We start from the raw sequence: 22,424 nt of genomic DNA, 5'->3' as shown, positions 1-22,424 counted from the left end.
CGTTCGCCTGTTTCTGGCGCTGTTTTGACAGGGAGTGCATTTGGTCATTCGGCCCATCGCGTTATTCTGCGGCCCGCCGTTTCGCCCGACATCACGGAACGATATCGCCCCCCATGTATTAGAAACCCATGGACACTATGGAACCCCACGGCCACGGGATGGCGGTCGATATTTTGACATCGGAAGTTGCCAATGCCAGGCAGCGCATCCACCGGACCGAGCTCGCGCTTCAACGCACTGAAGAAATGCTGGCCGAAAATCTCGCGCTGTGCAGCAGGATACGAACTGCGGTCGAGGCCGCAGACCGCTTGATGGAGATCGATCCCCCCAGCTTTGAACGACGTCGCGTGGGTTGAACTGGGCCGGCGTTTCATTTGTCGCGGCCTTGCGGCACCCCGCCGCAAGAGCCTGCCCTGCTGGCATCACAGCGTGAGCAAACATTGGACAGAAGCACTCCAACGTTCACGATGTGCCACGCGGACGCCAGACCGGCACAAATCGTCAGTTCAAAGAGCGAGGATGATGCTGCGGCAAACGAAGGTGGCACGGGGGGTCTTCGCGCGAGCCGGTTATGCGATCTCCCGCTCAGAAATTATACTAAATATTCCGACGTCCTGATGGAACCCTTTCGTTGCGGGCGAGTTGCGGCTCATTGGGAAGGGACTCCCCGAACATGGCAACCAGCAACAAAGCAGACCATCAGTCTGTCTCCGAAGCGTTTCGGAAACTGATCCGTTCCGATGGCTATCGTCATAACCTACAAACGTTCTTAAATCTGGGGGTCGAACCAGAACCGCCGCCAAACCTTCAGTCATCACTTGGGGCTATTGATCGGGCCAAAGAGGGGCCGACCGAAGAAGTCCCTTAACTCCTCGGCAGCAAGCGTCATTACCTGCTGCATGTCAGCGCCGTTGCGACGGTAGTCCTTGTAGCGGAAGGTGATGCCGGCCTCATCGAAGCCGATCAGGCGGCGGTTCGAGATTGCCACGCGGTGGGTGTAGCGCGACAGATAGGCGAGCACCGCCTCGGCCCGGCGAACGGCGCCTTGGCGTAGACCACCCAACACTTCTTCCGAACAGGAGCAAGGTGGTGCAGGAATGCGCGTCGATCGGACAGGTGCACCAGCGATCCGAAGAAGGCGAGCCGCCCGGCGTCGTGCAGAGCGACCAGCCGGGCGAGGAAGAGCCGTCGGAACAGTTTACCGAGCACGCGCACCGGGAGCAGGAAGGCCGGCCGCGAGGAGACCCATCGGCTATCGCCCAGTGCGATGCCGCCGCCCGGCACGATCATGTGCACGTGCGGATGGTGGGTCATCGCCGATCCCCAGGTGTGGAGCACGGCGGTGATGCCGATGCGCGCGCCGAGGTGTTTTGGATCGGCTGCGATCGTCAGCATCGTCTGTCAATGATCACGGAATCGGGACCCGATATTTTCCGCAAAAGGGACCCCGGTTTTGGGGCGGTGAAGGGCACGCCGGTAAGCGCCCGATCAGGCGGAGCTGGTCGGGGTTGCACAGCCTGATCCGGCGCGGCTGATTGGCTTTTCGGCTTTAGCTTTGAGATCGGCTCTTGAAGCGCCAGGATTCGTTGCCGGTCTCGGCGATCTCGCAGTGATGGGTGAGGCGGTCGAGCAGCGCGATTGTCATCTTGGCGTCGCCGAAGACGCTCGGCCATTCCCCGAAGGCGAGATTGGTGGTGATGATGACACTGGTGCGTTCGTAAAGCTTCGAGACCAGATGGAAGAGCAATTGCCCGCCGGCCAGAGCGAAGGGCAGATAGCCGAGCTCATCGAGTACGACGAAGTCGAGCCGGGTCAGGTGATCGGCAATGCGGCCCTGGCGGCCGGAGCGGGTTCGGTCTCGAGCCTGTTGACGAGGTCGACGACATTGACGAAGCGCCCGCGTGCGCCGTTGCGGATGAGAGAACGGGCAATTGGCTGGCCGAACCTCTGACAGAGGCACGCGGAAGGCCATCGATCTCCGCCCTCCAGCCATCATGCGCTATCGCACGCCGGTTCAATCGGGAACCGGAGCAAACCTGCGTCGGCATCGAGTTATGTTTAAAAATAAACAAAATCACTCTATAATTTAGATAAAGATAGACATATTGATGGAGATGGCGTATCGTCAGATGGAGGCTGACATCGGGAAGGGGCCCCAACACCCAGGGAGGAGATATAAAAATGAAATCGAAGCTGGTTTTGCACGCTTGCGTCGCGACCTTGCTTGCGGCAGGCTGCTGCGTTGCCTTTAGCGCTTTTGCAGGGGAAAAGCCCAAGGGGCTGATGCTCTTTTCGTACCTCGGCGATCAGGCCTATGTTCGCCAGTACAATGTCGCCAAAGGCCGGGCGGGCAAGATTGAAGATGTCCAGATCGACGTCAAATCGGGCACCTCGCGCGGCGACGTCAATTTCTTCATTCAGGAAATCGTCAACGCCCCCGCTGAAGGCTACAAGGTTATCGGCGTCAACACCGGTGCCACCTCCAAGGAACTGGTAAGCGCGCTCAACGATGCGACCAAGCAAGGCATCAAGGTGCTGTCCTTCGACGGCGCGCCACCGCCGATCGACGACCTGACGGCGCAGGTGAATTATGATCCGGTCGGGGCCGAGAAGGCAGTCGTGCAGGAGTTTGCCAAACAACTCCCTGCGGGAGGCGAGATTGGCGTCATCCGCTGTATTGCGGGCCTGGCGGATACCGACGCGTTCATCAATGCTTTCAAGGATGCGTTGAAGGGTACGAAGTTCAGCATCGTTGCCGAGGGCGACGCCCGTTGCGACCCCGAGAAATCGCGCACGATCGCCGAGGGCATGTTGAACGCGCATCCAAATCTGGTCGGCATCTACGATATCTTTGACGTCTCGGCACAGGGCACGCTGCAGGCGCTCGAGGCAGCCGGCTCCAATGTCATCGTTGGTTCGGTCGGCGGCCAGGAGTACGCGCTGAAGGCGATCGCTGCGGGCAACAAGAACTGGAAGTTCACGGTCCCTTACCCGTTCGAGGTGATCGCCAGAACAGCCACGGACACCACTGCTGACCTGGTGCGCGGTAAAAGCGTTGAAAAGCTTGTGGTGGTGCCGGCGCAGCCCGTCCAAACCTCGGAAAATGCGGGTGGCATGCTGAAGACGGTCTCCGACGTTGTGGCGGGCAACGTTGATGACGTCGTGAAATAACGCCACCGATGGAAGCGCACGTCAACATTGCGGGGAAATCATCCGACCCGGCGGCGGGGCGCCGCGATCACCTCTCCATCCTGCTATGGCTTCTGCAGGCCGGGCCGATCATAATTCTCGTAACCCTGGTCGTGGCATTCGGCCTGCTTGCCCCGCATTTCATTTCGGTGCGCAATCTTCAGAACCTCCTGGCCCAAAGCGCGATTGTCTGCGCCTTGGGCCTAGGGCAATTCCTCGTGATCCTGGTTCGCGGCGTCGATGTCTCGGTCGGCAGCGTCATAGCGCTGAGTGTCGTGACGGTGGCCACGCTCACCGGTGTCGATCAACCCAGCTCGATTGCGCTGGTCATCTATCCTCTTGTTGGTCTGATTGTCGGACTGATCAACGGCTTCCTCATCGTTAAAGGCGGCATTCCGCAGCCCCTCGTGGTCACCGTCGCGATGCTCGGCATTGTTGCCGGTGTCGCATTGCTCATCAGCGGCGGCAACACGCTCGTGGGTGTTTCGCCCGCCGTGCATTGGCTGGCAAACGGCAAGATGCTGGGCATACCTGCCGGCGCCTTGATGGTCCTGGTTCTTGCAGGGTTGTTCTGGCTCATGTTGCGGCGTACGCAATGGGGCCGCTGGCTCTATGCGGTTGGTGGCAATCCGGATGTCGCGCAATGGGTTGGGCTTCCGCGCGACAGGTTGATCATGAGCGCGTATGCCATCTGTGGCACCACAGCGGGCATTGCAGGCATGCTGTATCACGGTCGGACCGGGTCGGCTTCGCCTCTTTCGGGCATCGGCTATGAGCTGGACGCCATCACGGCGGTGGTTGTCGGCGGCGCAAGTCTCTTCGGCGGTCGCGGCAGCATCACCAACGTGCTGTTCGGCGCGCTCATCATCGCCACGATCCGCAGTGGCCTTCAGCAACTCGACGTCTCTCCGTTCTGGTCATCGGTGGCAATCGGCGTCGGCATCCTGCTGGCCCTTGAACTCGATGTCTTGCGCAAACACATCGAGACCCGCATTCGGACGCTGCGTGCGAGGCAGGTGAGCCAATGAGTGTCGCCTCGCCAGACAGCATTTCCAACATGGCCACCGATGCGCGTCTGGTTCTCTCGGTGCGGGACGCGCGCAAGGCCTACGGGTTCGTAACGGCGCTGGCTGGTGCGTCGCTTGACCTCCATGAGGGCGAGATTGTTGCCTTGCTCGGCGACAACGGCGCCGGAAAGTCGACACTCATCAAGGCGATCACCGGCATCGTAACGCTGGATTCGGGTGACATCGAGCTTGACGGACACCCATTGCGGCTGCGTTCGCCCGCCGACGCGCGTGCATCGGGCATCGAGACCGTGTTTCAGGACCTTGCTGTCTTCGACAATCTGACCGTATCCGACAACTTCCTGATCGGACGCGAGCAGACGCGGCCACGCTGGCTCGGTCCGCTGGGCTTCCTTTCCGCTGGACAAGAGCAGCGACAGTGGCGGCAGCATGCCAGCGCATTGAGCGTCAGCCATGTCTCACCTTCCCAGGAGATCGGACTGATGTCGGGTGGCCAGCGTCAGGCTGTCGCGGTTGCACGGGCAGTGGCGTTCGCCCGACGGGTGGTCATTCTGGATGAACCTACGGCGGCACTTGGTGTGCGCGAATCCGACGAGATATTGACGATGGTAAGACGCCTGCCGGAGCGAGGCCTGTCAGTCATCATCGTAAGCCACAACATGGACCACGTCGTGCGCGTGGCGGATCGTGCTGTCGTCATGCGGCAAGGCCGAAATGTCGGCGAGATGATTGCACGCCAAGGCGTTCAGAAAGATCTTGTCGCGATGATCATGGGTGTCACCTGAAACAGAGTCATCTGGAAATCCTGCCGCTTTGTAAAATTGGATTGGCGCGGTCGACGGCAAGTCGATCGATGAGTTCCTCCACTTTCCCGAGGCTGAAGATATCCTCAAGCGCCAGATAGGCAGCGCCAAAAAGGGCACTGTCCTTTTGCGGGTTGGCAAGCACGATCTGCAACTCGCGCGTGGCGAGCGGCAGGCATCGCTGGTAGACGAGTTCGCGGATACCCGACAACAGAAACTCTCCGCCCCTGGCCAGCGTGCCGCCGACCACGATCAGGCTCGGATTGAGGATGCTGACGACATCGGAGGCGACTTCGCCGATCACCCGCCCGGCGCTGCGCAGCAGCATCAGGGCTTCCGGCTTCTGCATTTCAACCAACAAAATGACATCGCGGGCGTTCTCCGCCTTGAAGCCTTTGCTTGAGAGATCCCGGGCAATCGCCCAGCCGCCGGCGCGGGCTTCAACGCAACCGAGCTTGCCACAGCGGCACAAAGGCGCGTTCTCGGAGTTGAACTGGATATGGCCGATGTCGCCGGCCGCGCCCTGAGCGCCACGAAAGATCTTGCCGCCGGCGATGATGCCGCTGCCGATACCCGTTCCCGCCTTGATGAAGAACATGTCATCGACATGCGGGAAATTCTGGCGGTGCTCGTGGATCGCCATGAGGTTTACGTCATTTTCGACATAGATTGGTACATCGAAACGACGGCACAGCCAGCTGATGATGTCGAATTCGTCCCACCCGTGAAGGACCGAGGGACCGACGACGCGGCCGCGTTTGAAATCGACCGGCGTGGGCATGCTGAGGCTGACCCCAAAAAGCGAGCCATGGCTGGTTCGAGCCTTCGCTGCAAGAATGTCGAACCCGTCGGCAATCTGCTCGAGGGAAGCCGCCGGTCCGTCCGACGCGTTGAACGGTATTGTGCTTTGCGAGACGATCGCGGGTTCGAGGTCCATTGCGGCAAGATGGATGTAGGTTTCGCCAATATTGGCGACGAGAAAGAAACCCGCCCGTTCATTGATCCCAAGCACGCGCGTCGGCCTTCCGCCACTCGGCATGGTGCGCGCCGTCTCGCGAATCAGGCCTGAGTCGATCAGCGCATTCAGGCGCTGGGTGACAGTCACGCGTGACAATCCCGACGCGTCGAGCAACGCTGACCGGGACGTGGCGGCGCCAGTGGCAATCAGCGAGAGAATTTCCCCGCTGTTTGCAAGGGCGGGATGCTCCGCCGTACCATTTGTCCTGACCATTCCGCACTTTCCCGTTCGCCCTGAGATTTAGCCACAAACCCCCGGGAGATAAAGGCGTGTCTGCAAGAAAGCTGCATAGCTTTTGTACAAAAATATGCAATAATACGTTGACTTATAGATATATCGATGACTAAGAGTATATCGTCTGGGAGGAACGACGAACTTGCGCGGACCGACCGCGCCGTTCCGGTGTTTCTCCGTCACTCCATCGACGGAATCTCGCATGTTATCAGCGCAAAAGGACTTAGCCCGACCGGATCTCCTGGCGAACGCCATTCGCGCGCTGTCAATGGATGCGGTCGAGAACGCCAAGTCCGGCCATCCAGGCATGCCGATGGGCATGGCCGAGATCGCGGTCGCGCTCTGGCACCGGCACCTTCGTCACAATCCATCCAATCCGGCCTGGACCGACCGCGACCGCGTTGTGCTCAGCAACGGCCACGGCTCGATGCTGCTCTACAGCGTGCTTCATCTCACAGGCTACGATGTCTCGATCGCCGATCTCCGGCAATTTCGGCAGCTTGGCAGCAGGACGCCGGGCCATCCCGAATTCGGCTATACGCCGGGAGTTGAGGTTACGACCGGGCCGCTTGGGCAAGGCCTCGCAAATGCTGTCGGCATGGCGATTGCCGAAAAGATGCTGGCCGCCAAATTCAACCGATCCGGACACGACATTGTCGACCACCACACCTTTGTCCTGGCAGGCGACGGCTGCCTGATGGAAGGCATTTCGCATGAGGCGTGCTCGCTTGCCGGAACGCTCGGTCTGGGCAAGCTGATCGTGCTTTACGACGACAACGGCATTTCCATCGACGGCCATGTCGAGAGCTGGTTTTCGGACGATACGCCGAAGCGGTTCGAGGCCTATGGCTGGCAGGTCATTGCTGATGTGGACGGGCACGATATTGCGGCAGTCGACCAGGCGATTTCCGCGGCAAAAGCGCATGCAACCCGCCCGACGCTGATCTGCTGCAAGACCATGATCGGCAAGGGAGCGCCGACGAAGGCGGGCAGTCACGATTGCCATGGATCTCCGCTGGGCGCCGACGAAGTCGGTGGGGCTCGGCTTGCTCTCGACTGGCCGCATGCGCCCTTTGACGTCCCAAGAGAGATTGGCGACGCGTGGAACGCCTCGGTCAGAGGGGCTATGTCTGAGGCCGACTGGCGCCGCCGCTTCGAGACATACCGCGAGGTCTACCCCAATGAAGCGGCGGAGTTCGAGCGGCGAGCCAAATGCGATCTTCCCACGGCCTTCGCCGCCAAGGCGGATGCGTTCGTTGCGCAAACCGTCGAAAAAGCCGAAACGCTGGCCACACGCAAGGCAAGCCAGAATGCCATTCAGGCCTTTTCCGGCTTCCTTCCCGAGCTGATCGGCGGTTCGGCAGATCTCGCCAGTTCGAACCTCACCCTTTGGAAGGGGGCCGAGCCGATCACCTCCGTCTCGGGCGGCAACTACATTTACTACGGCGTTCGCGAGTTCGGAATGGCCGCGATCATGAACGGCCTGATGGCCCATGGCGGGTTGCGTCCATTCGGCGGCACGTTCCTGATGTTTTCGGAATATGCGCGCAACGCCCTGCGGATGGCAGCGCTGATGAAGCTCGGCGCCATCTATGTCTTTACCCACGATTCCATCGCGCTCGGTCAGGACGGTCCGACGCATCAGCCCATCGAGCAGTTGGCTACGCTCCGGCTGATGCCCAACATGGACGTCTGGCGACCATGCGACACCGTTGAGACGGCGGTTGCCTGGCAGGTTGCGCTGGAGCAGGTGGCGACGCCGACAAGTCTCGCGCTTAGCCGCCAGAACCTGCCGTTTCAGCCGCGCGACCAAGCCCAGGTTCAAGCGGTGCGCAGGGGCGGGTATGTGCTGCGCCGGGAAGATGGCCGGCTGGATGCCGTCGTCATCGCGACCGGATCCGAAGTACAGCTCGCTGTCACCGCCCAGGAGCGACTCGCGAAGCAAGCGGTTCAGGTTCGCGTGGTGTCGATGCCGTCCACCAGTGCTTTCGACCGGCAGGATGACGACTATAGGGCCGAGGTGCTGCCACGGGGCGTGCCCCGCATCTCCGTCGAAGCCGGCGTCACCGACTATTGGCGCAAATATGTCGGCCTCGAAGGCGAATGCGTCGGCATCGACACGTTTGGCGAATCGGCCCCGGCCGAGATCCTCTACGAGCATTTCCACCTGACCATAGACGCCGTCGAAAAGGCGGTCCACAGGGCGCTCGAGAAACATCGCCGCGCTGCGTCGCCGGAGTTGGGAAGGCAGCAGGCGAGATGACCGCTACCTATGTCATCGGACTGGATTACGGCACCGGATCAGCCCGCGGCGTCCTGATCGACGCCGCAACCGGCGAGCAGATCGGCAGCCACACGCATGCCTATCGCCATGACGTCATGACGCAAAGCCTTCGTGACGGCACGCCCTTGCCACGCTCATGGGCGTTGCAGAACGCCGCCGACTATCTCGATGCTGCGGAAGAAATCCTTGGTGTGCTGGGGCGCGGACGGATCGTCGAGTCGATCGGGCTCGGCTTCTCGGCAAGCTCGCCGATGCCGACCACCACCGACGGAACAGCCCTTTCCGAACTTCACCCTGGCGAGCCTCATGCCTATGTCAAGCTGTGGAAACATCGCGCCGCACAGCCCTACGCAGACGCGATCAACCGTCGGGGCGGATCCTTCCTGCGCAATTTCGGCGGCAAGCTTTCCGGGGAATGGCTGCTTCCGAAGGCCGCCCAGATTGCGGACGAGGCGCCAGGCATCTGGAGCGAGGTCGGCCGGTTCATCGAGTCCGGCGATTGGCTTGTCTGGCAACTGACCGGCTCCGAAGTGCGCAGTCTGGGTTTTGCGGCCTACAAGGCCCAGTATTCCGAGACCGAAGGCTATCCGCAGGGAATCGTGCCCGGTCTTTCCGAAAGATTGTCGGTGCCGCGCCGTATCGGCACTCCGGCTGGAGGCTTGTCTGAGGCATGGCGGACGCGCACGGGGATCACTGGCCGCGCGATCGTCGCAGTGGCGGTCATCGATTCACACGTCGTGCTGCCCGCGGTCGGGGCCGTGTCGTCCGGCTGTCTCGTCGGTGCGCTCGGAACGTCTGCGGTCTATCTCTTTTTGAACGAACAGTTCCGTCCTTTGCCCCCCGGCATCGAAGGTGTGGCCAAGGATGGATCGGTTCGCGATCTCTGGTGCTACGAGGCCGGGCAGGCTGGGTTTGGCGACATGCTCGCCTGGTTCGTGAAGGCCTTTCCGCGTGGCGCGGACGAGGCTGAAAGTTTCCGTGTCTACAACCGTGAGGCAGCCGGGCTCGAACCCGGCGCCAACCATCTCGTGGCGCTTGACTGGTGGAACGGCAACCGGGTGCCGCTCGCGGATTCAGACCTCAGCGGCCTGCTTCTCGGTCTCACCACCGAAACCACGGGCGTCGGCATCTACCGCGCACTGATCGAGTCGCTGTGTTTTGGCGCTCGCACGGTGGTCGACCTCTTCGAGGCCGGCGATTTTGGCATCAACCGCATCATCCTGACGAGCGGGCTGGCCCAGAACAATCCATTGCTGGTGCAGCTCATGGCCGACGTGCTGGGGCGCGTCGTGGAGGTTCCAAGCATTGCCCATGCGACGGCCGTCGGCGCGGCGGTTCATGGCGCGGTCGCGGCCGAACTGGTGAGCGGCTTCGCCGAGGGCACGGCCCGGTTCGGCGCGCGCACCTTCACCCTCTATCACCCACGCCGCGAAAGCGCGGCCGCCTACCGGTCTCTCTACAAAAATTATCGGCAGCTCAGCGACAGCCGGACCGTACGCAACGCCATGCATGATCTGAACAGGGCGGCGTCGCTCGACCGGCCGGAGAAAGAAACGAAATCGGTGGCCTGAGCAAGGCGATTGCCAACCCCGTCGATCTTGTGCGGAACCGCCATCCTTCGACGTGCAGGGCACGCATGAGGCGCGGCTCGCATCTATAATTATGTATAAAAACATACATAATTATAGATATAATGTTTGACTCTATGCAAAACATATGCGTAACTCGGTGAGCCTTTGAGGAGAAAGGTTCAACAACTCGGGAGGAGTTCATGTTCACTTTGCCTATGTCGACCGGCACCAAATCCGGAACTATCGTGAAATCAGCCGTTGCGGGCCTGGTGTTCTTCGGGACCGCTTTTGCAGTGACCGGCCATGCCTTGGCCGATGAAGTCATTGTCGGCCTCGTCACCAAGACGGAGGTCAACCCGTTCTTTGTGAAAATGCGTCAGGCCGCCGAAGCGGAGGCCAAGGCCAAGGGCGCCAAGCTGATCGCCCGTGCTGGCAAGTTCGACGGCGACAATGAGGGCCAGGTCACTGCGATCGAGGATCTGATCAGCGCCGGCGCCAAAGGCATACTGGTGACGCCGAACAATTCGACCGGCATGCTGGGTATCATCAAGAAGGCGCGCGATGCAGGGGTCCTCGTGATCGCGCTCGATACGGCGACCGATCCGGCCGAAGCGGTCGACGCCACCTTTGCCACGGATAATTTCGAGGCCGGCGTGCAGCAGGGCGCCTATGCCCGCAAGGCGCTCGGCGACAAGAAGCCGGTGCTGGCGATGCTCGATGGAACGCCCGGCGGCACGGTCGATACGTTCCGGCACAATGGATATCTGAAGGGCTTCGGGCTTGCCGAAGGTGATCCGGCCATTGCCGGCTCGGCTATCACCAATGGCGCGCAGGACAAGGGCCAGGTCGGCATGGAAAACCTGCTCTCCAAGAACGGCGAGATCAATGCGGTCTACACCATCAACGAGCCAGCCGCCGCCGGCGGCTATGCGGCGTTGAAATCCTTCGGCAAGGAAGCCGATGTCATGCTGACCTCGATTGACGGCGGCTGCGCCGGTGTCCGCGACGTCAAGGCCGGCAAGATCGCCGCGACGGTCATGCAGTTCCCCTACAAGATGGCGGCCATGGGTGTCGACGCGGTCGTCGATTATGCCGCCAGCGGCAAGAAGCCGAGCGGCTTCGTCAATACGGGTTCTTTCCTGATCACCGACAAGCCGATTGAAGGGATCGACTCCAAGGATACCGAATGGGGCCTCAAGAACTGCTGGGGCGACTGATATTTTGAATCCTCCCGGCGGGACCATGCCGGACAGGCCGTCGGCAAGACGGTATATCTGTATCGGCATGGTCCCGTTCGTTTCCGGCCCGACCCTTGAGGCTGGGAACGCGGCGACTGTTCCAAAGGGCACTTATGAATTCGCCATCGGCACTCTCTTTGGGCGGAACGTCCAGCATTGCCAAGAAGGTCATCGGCACGCCATCGGTGGGCCCATTGCTGGTACTGCTCGCTTTCGGCGTGATCTTTTCGCTGACCAATCCGCGTTTTCTCGCCACGCAAAACCTGTCGATCATTCTCCAGCAGACGGTGATCATCGGCACCTTGGCCATTGGCCAGACCTTGATCATCCTGACCGCCGGCATCGACCTCGCGGTGGGAGCGATATGCGTACTGGGCACCATCCTGGCCGGAAAGCTGGCGAACAGCGGCTATGACCCGATCGCGGCCATGGCCCTGGCCGTTCTTGCCTGCACAGCGGCGGGTGTCGCGGCTGGAAGCCTGATCAGCGGCCTGCGCCTGCCGCCTTTCATCGTCACCCTCGGTATATTGGGCATCATCACCGCCGCCCTCAGGTTGATTTCGGCGGGCGGGGCTTTTGCGGTCAACGACGACTTTCTCGGCTGGACGGGAAACACCATCCGCCTGAACGGTTTCATCGTGACCTACGGCGTCATCATCATGCTCCTCCTCTATGGAATGGTCTGGTTTCTTCTCAACCAGACGCAATGGGGACGGCATGTCTACGCGGTCGGCAACAATCCGGAAGCTGCCCGGCTTGTCGGCATACCGGTCGGTCGGCTTCTGCTCTCGGTCTACGTCCTAGCGGCGTTCATTTACGGGATCGCGGCCTGGCTGGCGCTCGGCCGAATCCCCAATGCCGACCCCAATGCCTTGCAGACCGCCAATCTCGATTCCATCACCGCCGTCGTCATCGGCGGCACCAGCCTGTTCGGCGGCCGGGGCGGATTGATCGGCACCCTGATAGGCGCGCTGATCGTCGGCGTCCTGCGCAACGGGCTGACGCTCGCCGGCATTGATCCGCTCTGGCAGGATCTGATCACAGGCATTCTCGTGATCGTGGCGGTCGCGCTCGATCAACTGGCCAGGGGGAGGCGGTGATGACGCCTGTCGAGCCGAGAGCGCCAGTGGTGACCACCCCGGGTGGCGTCATCCTCGAAGCCCGCAACGTAGTCAAACGCTACGGCCACGTCACCGCTCTCGACGGTGTCGATTTCGAACTGCGCGCCGGCGAAATCCTGGCGGTGGTCGGTGACAACGGCGCTGGAAAGAGTTCGCTGATCAAGGCGCTGACTGGCGCGATCGTCCCCGACAGCGGCGACATTCTGCTGGACGGCCAACCCGTCCACTTCAAGGGTCCGCTGGAAGCACGCAAGCTCGGCATCGAGACGGTCTACCAGGATCTCGCCGTTGCGGCCGCGCTCGACATCGCCAGCAACCTGTTTCTCGGCCGGGAACGCCGCCGCCCCGGCTTTCTCGGCAATGTGCTGCGCATGCTCGACAAGAAGGGTATGCGCGCGGAGGCGGAGCGCAGCATGGCGGACCTGAAATTCCACCTGCCGTCGATCGGCAGCGCGGTCGAATCGTTGTCAGGCGGCCAGCGTCAGGGCGTCGCGGTCGCCAGAGCGGCATTGTTCGCCAAGAAGCTCGCGATCATGGATGAGCCGACGGCAGCACTCGGCGTGCGCGAAACTGGCCAGGTTCTCGACCTGATCCGGGCGATCCGCCAGCGCGGATTGCCGGTGGTCCTGATCAGCCACAACATGCCGAACGTCTTCGAAATCGCCGACCGCATCCACATCATGCGCCTGGGCAAACGTGCGGCCGTGGTCAGTCCGAAAACCCACACCATGGGCGATGTCGTCGCCATCATGACCGGCGCGGCGAAGTTCGAAAAACCGGCAGCATCAGCTTTTCGCTAATGCAATGTCGCCCAAAAGTGAGCTCGGTCTTGGGAGAACGACATGCATAAAACAAAGACCTAAAGCGGGTCGCCTGAATCCGTTCTGGACGAAGGATGTGAGGCTGATCAGGAACTCGCGAAAGCCGGTCTCCGGCGCAATGCGTTCGAGCGCGGAAAGGCTGTCGATGGCAAGCCGATCCGGTTTGAATTCCTCGACCAATTGACGGATCATCAGCAGATGGTCGGGAAGGCTTTGCGCCTCCGGATAGAGACAGACGACCTTGAGCCCGCCTTCCGCTTCCATCGTCTCGAAATCGACACCCCAACTGCGCGCGTTGCGAATGAGCTGACCGCGGCTTTCTTCGTAGCCAACCAGTAAGGAGCGTTCGCCGGCCGCGACGCCACCGGCCAGGAAATTGGTCACCAGCAGCGTCTTGCCGGTGCCGGTCGCGCCGCTGACCAGCGTAACGCTGTCGCGGAAGAAGCCCCCGCTCGTCATCCTGTCAAGATCGGCATTGCCGCTCGTTACCCGGGAGAGGTAGAGGCGGCTTAAGGCCGGCCTCCTTAGCCTCGAGAGGCGTCAATCTTCTCGGACAGCCAGGTCTTGATAAGGGACTGATAGGGCACGTCGCGCTTGTTCGCCGCGACCTTGATCCGTTCGAGCAGGCTATTGGGCAGCCGCAACGAGATCGAGGTCGACGACGGCTTGAGGTTGGGCAGGCGGACCCGCTCTGCCTTGCTCCAATCGACATGCTCACTGGAGTCGTTGGACTCCCAGAAGGCGCGCTCCTCGGCCTCCGATGCAAAGGTCGGAACCGGCTTAGCTGTCTTGGTCATAGTAGCCTCGCTCCTTGCGGCTCATATCCCGGGCGGAAATCACCCGGATCTTGGTGTCCTTGTCCCGAAGCGTGGAGGTGATGTGCAGCAGCCTTCCATCATCGGTGCGCCCCAGAGCATGAATTCGTTGCTCGATGGCGCTGTGCTTTGCGTCGGGAACGGTCAGCAACGGCTCGTTGAAGAACACCTGTTCCGCCTCGGCCTGGCTGACGTCGTGCTTGTCGATGCTCTTGCGGGCATTGCCCGCATCCCAGTCGAAGCCGGCAATCCGTTCCCATTCGATCATCGATGTATATTGCTATAATATACGCGGATTTCAAGCTCCGTCAGGCGTGAGCGCTCCGCCCAGCAGATTTGGACAGCATAGGGAGAGGAAATGGAGGCAAGGAAAACCCCCTCGCTGATCGGCCAGACCGGTGGCGCTGACGCTCAACCGCCAGCCTCGCAATCCCGGCCGCGTCGTCCGGCGCAGGGCTGAAAGCCCCGCTTGTCCTGCCGGGCAGGGATGCTCACCAGGCAGTTGCACCGGCCCGCCCGCTCCGCGGGCAGGGGGATGTCTTCGGAAGGAAGACGAGAAAGGACCGCTGAAAGGCCGCGTCTGCAACCTCCAAGGAGCATTCCCATGGAACTGAAATTCGTTGATCCGCGCTCGCTCAAGGACAATCCCGACAAGGCGCGCCGTTCCAAGTCCAGCCCGCAGGCCCCCTGCTGCTGGCGACGATCAAGGCTGTTGGCATCGTGCAGCCGCCCGTCGGGTGCGCTCCGGTCGGGACAATCCCGAATACGACATCAGGCTTCTCATGGCTGATGGCAGCATTAAACACGTCAGAGTATTCGGCCGCGTGATAAAGCACGATACCGGTCGACTGGAATGCGTCGGCGCGGTTCAGGACGTGACACAAAGCCGGCTGTTGGCGCAGGCGCACGACAAACTTAGGTCGGAACTCGCCCACCTCACGAGGGTAATGAGCCTCGGCGCAATGACGGCCTCGATCGCGCATGAGGTCAATCAGCCGCTCTCAGGAATCATTAGTAATGCCAGCACGTGCCTTCGCATGCTGGCGGCCGACCCGCCAAACATCGAGGTCGCGCAAGAAACCGCGCGCCGCACCATCCGCGACGGCAATCGTGCGGCGGACGTGATTGCACGATTGCGCGCGCTTTTCAGCAAACGGCCCCCAACGATCGAACCAATTGATCTGAACGAGGCTGCGCGAGAGGTGATTGCACTGTCGTCCGGCGATCTTCAACGAAACCGGGTGGCGCTGCACACCGAGTTCGCCGACGGGCTTCCGCCGGTCGGCGGTGGCCGGGTCCAGCTTCAACAGGTAATCATAAACCTGCTGCGGAACGCTTCCGATGCGATGAGCGGCGTCGATGACCGCCCGAGGCAGCTGGTGATCAGAACCGAATTGGACGAAGACGATCACGTGCACCTCTCCGTACAGGACGCCGGCGTTGGTTTCGGGCCGGAAGGAACGGCGCGCCTCTTCGAGGCGTTCTATACAACCAAGAGCGAGGGCATGGGGATCGGGTTGTCCGTCAGCCGCACCATCATAGAGAGCCATAACGGACGCCTGTGGGCTGAACGGAACCGTGGCCCGGGTGCTACGTTCTCATTCTCCATCCCGGAGTACTTCGGGGAAGGGCTTCGCGAGGTCGGCACCATGCGCGCATCGGCTATGGGCAATGCGCAGAGTTCAGCGGGGATTCGATGAAAGTTGTGCAACCACTCGTGTCTGTCGTCGACGACGATGAATCGGTGCGCGAGTCCCTGCCAGACCTGCTTAGAGCGTTCGGTTTCAACGCGAAGTCGTTCTCCTCGGCGGAAGAGTTCTAACCTCCGACAATTCGGCAGATAGGCCTCGTTATGCCCGCGGGATCCTGGTCGGCGGGGTCATCGCCGCCGCCGTCGGCAACGATCTGGTGCTGGCGCATTCCCATGATCCGCTCAAGACGGCCTAACCTAAGTCCTGATCCTCACTGGCGGACCGGCGATCTATCTGCTCGGGAGCGCCAACTACATGAAGGCGGTCTATCGTGTGGTGCCGGCATCCCGATGGCGGGCGTTCCTGCCCTGCTGCTCCTGGCTGACAGAGCTGGCGCACCCACGCCCGGCAGGCATCGAAGAAACGGTGTCCGGTCCTGTCGGGCGGACCTCATTCGGCAATCGTCGTCGGCAGTAGAGCCAAAGTGTGATCGCGGCCCAAACCGGTGCTCATGACCATGTTTACGCTTGGGACGTATGTGGCTGTTGTCTTTTGATATGGTATCGATAACATGCCTTGCGTGAAGTTGATTCCAACGGGTGGTTCATGAGCGATGCCGGACGCCGCAGAGAGCTTGTGCCCGAGTGTCCAGCGTTTTGCTTGGGCACATCGCTGCCGGCTGGTGGAGCGGCATGATGGCCAAGGCCGCCTCATCGAGACCGGGCGAGAGCCACGCCCCGACGATGGTCGACGTGGCGCGGCGGGCAGGTGTGTCCACCATGACGGTTTCACGCGCCCTGAAAGAGGGCAGCCTCGTTTCCAAGGCCACGCGGGAAAAGATCATGGTCGCGGTCAACGACCTCGGCTACGTGCTCGACCAATCGGCCGGCAGCCTGTCCTCGCGCAAGACTGGATTTGTTGCCGCGATGGTTCCATCACTCAACAATTCCAACTTCGCCGATACGGCGCGCGGCATAACGGATGAACTGGAGAGCACGGGACTCCAGCTTCTGCTCGGCTACACCGATTATACGGTCGAGAAGGAGGAAAAGCTGATCGAAGCGATGCTCCGTCGGCGGCCCGAAGGCATCATTCTGACCGGCGGCGCCCATACGGAGCGCGCCCGCCGGCTTCTTAAAAACGCGGGCATCCCTGTAGTCGAAACCTGGGAGTTGCCGGCGAAACCCATCGATCAGGTGGTCGGATTCTCCAACGAAGAGGCGATGGGGCTTCTCGTCAAGACGCTGGCCAGAAAAGGCTACAATAAATTCGGTTACATCGGTGGCACGACCTCGCGCGACACGCGCGGCAGCCAACGGCGCGAAGGCTTTGTCAGAGCCATTGAGGAGCTCGGCCTGCCAACCGGGCGCCTCGTTTCCTTTGGCGTGCCGCCGATATCCATCGAGCAGGGAGGCCAGGCCGTCGTCAGCATGCTGGAGCGCTGGCCGGACACGCAAGCCGTACTCTGCGTTTCGGACCTTTCGGCCTTCGGCGCACTGATGGAATGCAAGCGCCGGGGCATGCGGATCCCGCAGGACATCGCCATTGCCGGCTTCGGCGACTACGAGGTAGCCGCCTTTTGCCATCCCGGCATCACCACCGTGAATGTCGACTGCTACGGCATCGGGCAACAGGCCGCCCGCAGATTGATCCAGGTGATCCGAGGCGACGAGAAACGACACGGCGAAGAAATCGTCCTCACAAGCTATCGCGTCGTCGAGCGCGAAAGCACCTGAGCTCCTGCATCGATTCAAACGCAGCGAAGGGCAGCCCAGCAGCGATGTTCGCGAAACCATCACCCTCACGCATGACGGTGCTTTGAAAGCCGTTGCAGCCGGAGCAGCGCGCGCCATCACGATGGGCGTCGCAATGTCTCGTGGTCGTCGATGCGAGCGGCGAAGTCCTCGCCAGTCTGCGCATGGATGGCGCGCGGTTCCTCAGCATGCGTACGGCGCAGGCGAAGGCGCGCGCTGCAGCGTCAATAAACGCCGCTACTGGCGGCATCGCGTTCGAAGTGGCGCTCTCAGCCGGTATCGCATCGCAGGGCGACGTGACCAATTTGCCCGAGGGCTTGCCGATCCGCTTCGGCAGACGCCTTGCGGGCGGCATCGGCGTCGGGTCGGGAACCGGCGAGCAGGATTTCGATGTGGCACACGCCGCCTTGGCGGCGGTTGGCGCCGACGTGATTTCATGCGATGTGCCGATGCGCCTCCAGCGCAACCGAAGGATCTTCAGAACGCGATCTGAACCTTCATGGATTTGTTTCGGTCACCAGCGATGTCGAAAGCCGCGACCGCCTCGTCGAGAGCATAGATGCCTGTCAGTAGCGGTTTGACATCCACCCGGCGGCGATTGATCAGGTCGACGGCGAGCGCAAACTCCTCGTGGAAACGGAAAGTGCCCCGCATCTCGATCTCTTTCGCGACGATGAGGTTCTGCGGGATTGACAGATCGCCGCCGAGACCGAGCTGCACGAGCACGCCGCGTGGCTTCAGGACATCGAGCCCTGCACGCACCGCGCGTTCATTGCCGGAGGCCTCGAACATCATGTCGAAACTACCCTTGTCGACATTATAGGCGGCGAGCTCTTCGCTGTTTGTCGCGACGTTGATAGTGCGATCGGCGCCGATCTCCAGGGCCTTCGCCAGCACGCCCTCCATGACATCGGTGGCGACGATTTCGCGCGCACCGTGGGCTCGTGCGGCGAGGATGCAAAGCGCGCCGATCGGCCCGCAGCCGGTGATCAGAACCCGCTTGCCGAGCAGCGAGCCGGCGCGGTTCATGGCATGCAGCGTCACCGCGAAGGGCTCCGCAAACGCGGCTTCGTTGATGGAGATGTGGTCGGCTATTCTGTGGCACTGCCACGTCTCGGCGACCAGGCGCTGGCGGAACGCCCCCTGTATGTGCGGCATCGGCATGGCGCTGCCATAGAAGCGCATATTGAGGCACTGGTTCTGCATGCCTTGCAGGCAGTAGCGACAGGCATTGCAGGGCCGGCTGGGCGAGATCGCCACGCGATCGCCGACCGCAAGTGTGGAGATGCCGTCGCCGAGGGCCCGCACCGTGCCCGCAACCTCGTGGCCAAGAATCATGGGTTCACGAAGGCGGATCGCGCCGAAGCCGCCATGGTTGTAATAATGCAGGTCCGAGCCGCAGATGCCGCCAGCCTCGACCGCGATCTCGACCTGTCCGGCGCCAGGGGAGCCCGGATCGGTCTCCTCGATCCGCAGGTCTTTTGCCGCGTGGATGACGATCGACTTCATGATTGATCCCTTCTCAGACGACCGGTGTCAGCAAGGTCTGTCCGCCGAAATGGGCCGCGAGATTATCGCGAACGAGCTGACCCATGGCCTTGCGGGTTTCCACCGTGCCGCTGGCGTGGTGCGGTTGCAGCACGACGTTGGTAAGCTTCAGGAAGCGCTCGTCGATGGTTGGCTCGTTCCAGAACACGTCGAGCCCGGCACCCTTGATGGCACCGGATTCCAGGGCCGCGAGCAACGCGGTCTCGTCGATCGTGCTGCCGCGCGAAATATTTATGACGATACCGTCTGCTCCAAGCGCTGCCAGGATCGACGCATTAATCATGTGTTTTGTGCTTTCGCCGCCGGCGAGCGTTACGATCAGAAATTCGCTGTCGCGCGCCAGTTCGACCAGATCGCCGACAAAAGTATAAGGAAGATCGTCGCGCTTGCGGTTGTCGAAATAGGAAATCGTGCAGTCGAATGCAGCGGCGCGCTTCGCCACCGCCGCACCGACGCGGCCCATGCCGACAATGCCCAGCCTTTTTCCACAGACACGCGTGACCAGCCCCATATTGCCCTTGCGCCAGCTTCCATCGCGTACATAGGCGTCGGCCTGCGGGATTTTTCGCGCCACGGCGAGCAGCAGCCCGATCCCGATATCGGCTACGTCCTCGGTTAGAACATCAGGTGTATTGGTGACACGAATGCCGTTCGCACTGGCATAGGCAAGGTCGATGGCGTCGGTGCCGACGCCATAGCAGGAAACGATTTCGAGCTGCGGCAGCTTTCTCATCAGCGCAGCACTTGCGCCAAGCTCGCCGCGCGTAGCGATGGCGCGGATCGCGCCGGAGTGGCTTGAGAGCAACGCGTCCTTGTCCTCGGACTGCCAAAGTTTGTGGACCCGATATTTCGCCTCAAGATCTCCCATGTCCCAATCGGGATAGGGACCTGTCATCAAAATGTCGGTCACGGCGTCGTCTCCTGTGCGAACTCATTTTTCCATTGACTATGTTATCGATAACATTCATGTCAATAGGGACTGGCGGCGCTGCGCTGCAAATCGTGGCCGCTCAGGAAACATTGCTCAGGAGGAGCATTTGGGCAGTTCGTTATTCGATTTGACCGGCATGCGGGCGCTGGTCACCGGCTCGGGACAGGGGATCGGCCTGGCGCTGGCCGAGGGGTTGGCGCAGCACGGCGCCGAAATCGTGCTCAACGGACGCAGCGCCGAAAAGGTCAAAACAGCTGCGGATGCACTGACAGCGAAGGGACACAAGGTCCATAGCGCCGTCTTCGACGTCACCGATCATGCTGCGGTGGCGAACGGCGTCGCGGAGATCGAGGCGACGATCGGCGCCATCGATATCCTTATCAACAATGCCGGCATGCAGTTCCGAATGCCGCTCGAGGATTTCCCCGCCGACAAATGGGAGGAACTCTTGCGCACCAACATCTCCAGCGTGTTCTTCGTGGGACAAGCGGTGGCGCGGCACATGATCCCGCGGCGGCGCGGCAAGATCATCAATATCGCCTCGGTGCAAAGCGAACTGGCACGGACGAACATCGCGCCCTATACGGCCACGAAAGGCGCTGTGCGCAACCTGACGCGCGGAATGTGTGCCGATTGGGCGAAGCATGGCTTGCAGATCAATTCCATTGCGCCGGGTTATTTCAAGACGCCGCTCAACCAGGCGCTGGTCGACAATCCCGAGTTTTCAGCCTGGCTGACCAACCGCACACCGGCGGGTCGTTGGGGCGATGTCGGCGAACTGGTCGGCGCGGCGATCTTTCTGGCTGGACCGGCCTCATCCTTTGTCAATGGACACACGCTCTATGTCGATGGCGGCATCACAACCTGCCTCTGAGTCCTGGTCCATCGTCGTGATGGGTGTTAGCGGCTGCGGCAAGACCAGCATTGGCATCGCGATCGCGGCTCGTCTAGGGCTCGCTTTTGTCGAAGGCGACGCGCTGCACCCGCGCGGGAATGTCGAGAAAATGTCGGCGGGCATACCGCTTGCCGACGAGGATCGCTGGCCTTGGCTGGACCTGTTGGGCGCAGCCTTGCGCCATGCACATGAGCAAGGACGCGGGCTCGTCGCGAGTTGCTCGGCGCTGAAGAAATCCTATCGCGATCGCCTTCGCCATGGTGCTATCGGGCCGGTGCTTTTCGTATTTTTGGACGGTTCACGTGCGGTGCTGCAAGCCAGGCTTGCCGAGCGCCGCAGCCACTTCTTTCCGCCAGCGCTGCTCGACAGCCAGTTCGCCACACTGGAGCATCCCGGCGACGAACCGCTGGTGGTCACAGTGGACATCGAGGCGCCTGTCGACACGATTGCCGATAGAGTGTTGCAGGGTCTGGGTACATTTGGGGTCGGCCCTGCCAGCTCAAAGAAAGGCACGTTGAAATGACGCAACCAACAAAAGTCGCCGTTGTCGGTGCCGGCATCATGGGGTCGGCGATCGCCACACGCCTGATCGAGACTGGGTTAGCCGTAACGGTATTCGATCTGGACAAGGTCAAGGTTGCAGCGCTGACTGCAAAGGGTGCGGCTGCCGCCGCATCGGTTGCCGAAGCAACGCGGGCGAGCAGCTTCATCGTCCTCAGTCTCAACCATGCCAATATCGTGCGTTCGGTGGTGTTTGGCGATGGTGGTGTCGCTGCTGCGGCGTCGTCGGAAAAGCTGCTGATCGACATGTCTTCGATCGATCCTGTCGACACCGCGCAGATGGCCGGGAAGCTGTCTGCCGAGACCGGCATGAAATGGCTCGACTGCCCGCTTTCGGGCGGCGTTCCCGGCGCGCTGGCCGGCAGGCTGACCGTCATGGCGGGTGGCGAGGCTGAAGACTTCGAACAGGCGCGCACGGTGATGCGGCATCTCTGCGCCAACTACACTCTCATGGGCCCAAGTGGGGCAGGGCAGACGACCAAGCTGATCAACCAGCTGTTCTGCGCAGTACTGTTCCAGGCTGTCGCCGAAGCCGTGAAGCTTGCCGAAGCCGGCGGCGTAGACCCGAAGGCAATTCCCGCTGCACTCAAGGGCGGGCGGGCCGACTCCAGCATCATGCAGGAGTTCATGGCAAAATTCGCTGCCCGGGATTTTTCAGCCACCGGCCGCATCGACAACATGCTGAAGGATCTGGATTCGCTGCAGGCCTTCGCGCTGAAAACCAAGACGCCGATGCCGATGACCGGGCAGGTGGTCGAGATCCATCGCCTGCTCTGCGCCGCTGGATTGGGGCCGAACGATTCGGCCGAGATGATGCGTCTGCTCGACGGCAAGACCAGCTGATCCGTTGGCCTTATTCTTTGATACTTGACGCCTAGAAATGTTATCGATAACATCATTTGGGCGATCTCGGGAGGAACGC

At 61.5% G+C, this 22,424-nt stretch carries 20 protein-coding genes and 4 pseudogenes; 16 read left to right on the top strand and 8 right to left on the bottom strand.

The window, feature by feature from the left end; all coding sequences use genetic code 11:
• Positions 1-158: 158 nt before the first annotated feature.
• A complete protein-coding gene (locus NKH99_RS26245) occupies positions 159-356 on the top strand; it encodes a hypothetical protein (RefSeq protein ID WP_352837597.1) in 198 nt (65 codons plus the stop codon).
• 458 nt (positions 357-814) lie between these two features.
• Here the strand turns inward: NKH99_RS26245 and NKH99_RS26240 are convergent.
• Positions 815-1,290 (bottom strand): annotated as a pseudogene (locus NKH99_RS26240) (transposase).
• A gap of 259 nt (positions 1,291-1,549) precedes the next feature.
• Positions 1,550-1,932 (bottom strand): annotated as a pseudogene (locus NKH99_RS26235) (ATP-binding protein); the annotation flags it as partial.
• A gap of 249 nt (positions 1,933-2,181) precedes the next feature.
• Between NKH99_RS26235 and NKH99_RS26230 the strand changes: the two are divergent.
• From NKH99_RS26230 to NKH99_RS26220, 3 genes are read left to right on the top strand one after another with little or no spacing between them, the layout of a single operon-like run.
• Complete coding sequence (locus tag NKH99_RS26230; RefSeq protein WP_353016415.1) at positions 2,182-3,171, top strand: sugar ABC transporter substrate-binding protein; 990 nt, start codon at positions 2,182-2,184, stop codon at positions 3,169-3,171.
• Positions 3,172-3,179: 8 nt separating this feature from the next.
• Entirely contained in the window at positions 3,180-4,217 is a 1,038-nt protein-coding gene (locus tag NKH99_RS26225) for an ABC transporter permease (RefSeq protein ID WP_353016412.1), read from the top strand.
• Positions 4,214-5,002, top strand: coding sequence for an ATP-binding cassette domain-containing protein (locus tag NKH99_RS26220; protein WP_353016409.1), 789 nt, complete (start codon positions 4,214-4,216; stop codon positions 5,000-5,002). The genes NKH99_RS26225 and NKH99_RS26220 overlap by 4 nt, the downstream gene beginning before the upstream one ends.
• Before the next feature lie 7 nt (positions 5,003-5,009).
• Here the strand turns inward: NKH99_RS26220 and NKH99_RS26215 are convergent, their stop codons facing one another.
• Positions 5,010-6,251, bottom strand: a complete 1,242-nt coding sequence (locus NKH99_RS26215) for an ROK family transcriptional regulator (protein ID WP_353016406.1) — start codon at positions 6,249-6,251, stop codon at positions 5,010-5,012.
• A 223-nt stretch (positions 6,252-6,474) separates the two neighbouring features.
• Between NKH99_RS26215 and tkt the strand changes: the two genes are divergently transcribed.
• The 5 genes from tkt (at position 6,475) to NKH99_RS26190 (ending at position 13,286) form a co-directional block, all read left to right on the top strand.
• Entirely contained in the window at positions 6,475-8,535 is a 2,061-nt protein-coding gene (gene tkt, locus NKH99_RS26210; RefSeq protein ID WP_353016404.1) for a transketolase, read from the top strand.
• Positions 8,532-10,127, top strand: a complete 1,596-nt coding sequence (locus tag NKH99_RS26205) for an FGGY-family carbohydrate kinase (RefSeq protein WP_353016403.1) — start codon at positions 8,532-8,534, stop codon at positions 10,125-10,127. The genes tkt and NKH99_RS26205 overlap by 4 nt, the downstream gene beginning before the upstream one ends.
• A gap of 200 nt (positions 10,128-10,327) precedes the next feature.
• Positions 10,328-11,344: a substrate-binding domain-containing protein gene (locus tag NKH99_RS26200; protein ID WP_353016400.1), complete on the top strand. Its 1,017-nt coding sequence runs from the start codon at positions 10,328-10,330 to the stop codon at positions 11,342-11,344.
• Positions 11,345-11,478: 134 nt separating this feature from the next.
• A complete protein-coding gene (locus NKH99_RS26195) occupies positions 11,479-12,465 on the top strand; it encodes an ABC transporter permease (RefSeq protein WP_353016397.1) in 987 nt (328 codons plus the stop codon).
• Positions 12,465-13,286 (top strand): ATP-binding cassette domain-containing protein, encoded by an 822-nt coding sequence (locus tag NKH99_RS26190; protein WP_352541824.1) that lies wholly within the window; start codon positions 12,465-12,467, stop codon positions 13,284-13,286. Before NKH99_RS26195 ends, NKH99_RS26190 begins: the two co-directional genes overlap by 1 nt.
• Here the strand turns inward: NKH99_RS26190 and NKH99_RS26185 are convergent.
• The 3 genes and pseudogenes from NKH99_RS26185 to NKH99_RS26175 form a co-directional block, all read right to left on the bottom strand.
• Positions 13,272-13,778, bottom strand: a pseudogene (locus NKH99_RS26185) (ATPase domain-containing protein); the annotation flags it as partial. The gene NKH99_RS26190 and the pseudogene NKH99_RS26185 overlap by 15 nt on opposite strands.
• A 53-nt stretch (positions 13,779-13,831) precedes the next feature.
• Positions 13,832-14,104: a BrnA antitoxin family protein gene (locus NKH99_RS26180; RefSeq protein ID WP_352474883.1), complete on the bottom strand. Its 273-nt coding sequence runs from the start codon at positions 14,102-14,104 to the stop codon at positions 13,832-13,834.
• A complete protein-coding gene (locus NKH99_RS26175) occupies positions 14,088-14,390 on the bottom strand; it encodes a BrnT family toxin (RefSeq protein WP_352502783.1) in 303 nt (100 codons plus the stop codon). Before NKH99_RS26175 ends, NKH99_RS26180 begins: the two co-directional genes overlap by 17 nt.
• Positions 14,391-14,904: 514 nt before the next feature.
• Here NKH99_RS26175 and NKH99_RS26170 point away from each other — a divergent pair.
• From NKH99_RS26170 to NKH99_RS26155, 4 genes and pseudogenes are all read left to right on the top strand, one after another.
• Complete coding sequence (locus NKH99_RS26170; protein ID WP_353016395.1) at positions 14,905-15,822, top strand: sensor histidine kinase; 918 nt, start codon at positions 14,905-14,907, stop codon at positions 15,820-15,822.
• A pseudogene (locus NKH99_RS26165) lies at positions 15,819-15,941 on the top strand (DNA-binding response regulator); the annotation flags it as partial. The gene NKH99_RS26170 and the pseudogene NKH99_RS26165, both read left to right, overlap by 4 nt.
• 615 nt (positions 15,942-16,556) lie before the next feature.
• A complete protein-coding gene (locus NKH99_RS26160; protein ID WP_352474894.1) occupies positions 16,557-17,549 on the top strand; it encodes a LacI family DNA-binding transcriptional regulator in 993 nt (330 codons plus the stop codon).
• A gap of 182 nt (positions 17,550-17,731) precedes the next feature.
• On the top strand, positions 17,732-18,148 hold the full coding sequence (locus NKH99_RS26155) for a heme-binding protein (RefSeq protein ID WP_353016437.1): 417 nt from the start codon (positions 17,732-17,734) through the stop codon (positions 18,146-18,148).
• Here NKH99_RS26155 and NKH99_RS26150 read toward each other — a convergent pair.
• The gene (locus NKH99_RS26150; RefSeq protein ID WP_352780462.1) at positions 18,045-19,076 is read right to left on the bottom strand and encodes an L-idonate 5-dehydrogenase; all 1,032 of its coding nucleotides are present in this window, start codon (positions 19,074-19,076) and stop codon (positions 18,045-18,047) included. The two genes, NKH99_RS26155 and NKH99_RS26150, sit on opposite strands and share 104 nt — an antisense overlap.
• A gap of 13 nt (positions 19,077-19,089) precedes the next feature.
• Positions 19,090-20,010 carry a 2-hydroxyacid dehydrogenase gene (locus tag NKH99_RS26145; RefSeq protein ID WP_353016435.1) on the bottom strand — a complete coding sequence of 307 codons (921 nt, stop codon included), beginning with the start codon at positions 20,008-20,010 and terminating at the stop codon, positions 19,090-19,092.
• Between the two features lie 172 nt (positions 20,011-20,182).
• Here NKH99_RS26145 and NKH99_RS26140 point away from each other — a divergent pair, with 172 nt between their 5' ends.
• The 3 genes from NKH99_RS26140 to NKH99_RS26130 are packed head-to-tail and all read left to right on the top strand — an operon-like array spanning position 20,183 to position 22,345.
• Entirely contained in the window at positions 20,183-20,920 is a 738-nt protein-coding gene (locus tag NKH99_RS26140) for an SDR family oxidoreductase (RefSeq protein ID WP_352771297.1), read from the top strand.
• Entirely contained in the window at positions 20,889-21,464 is a 576-nt protein-coding gene (locus NKH99_RS26135; RefSeq protein WP_353016393.1) for a gluconokinase, read from the top strand. The genes NKH99_RS26140 and NKH99_RS26135 overlap by 32 nt, the downstream gene beginning before the upstream one ends.
• Complete coding sequence (locus NKH99_RS26130) at positions 21,461-22,345, top strand: NAD(P)-dependent oxidoreductase (protein ID WP_353016390.1); 885 nt, start codon at positions 21,461-21,463, stop codon at positions 22,343-22,345. The genes NKH99_RS26135 and NKH99_RS26130 overlap by 4 nt, the downstream gene beginning before the upstream one ends.
• Positions 22,346-22,424 lie beyond the last annotated feature (79 nt).

The organism is Mesorhizobium sp. M0854, from assembly GCF_040319815.1.
In the GTDB taxonomy this organism is placed as follows: Bacteria; Pseudomonadota; Alphaproteobacteria; order Rhizobiales; family Rhizobiaceae; genus Mesorhizobium.
The sequence above is the reverse complement of the archived record's forward strand: the minus strand, read 5'-3'. Positions and strand labels throughout refer to the sequence as shown.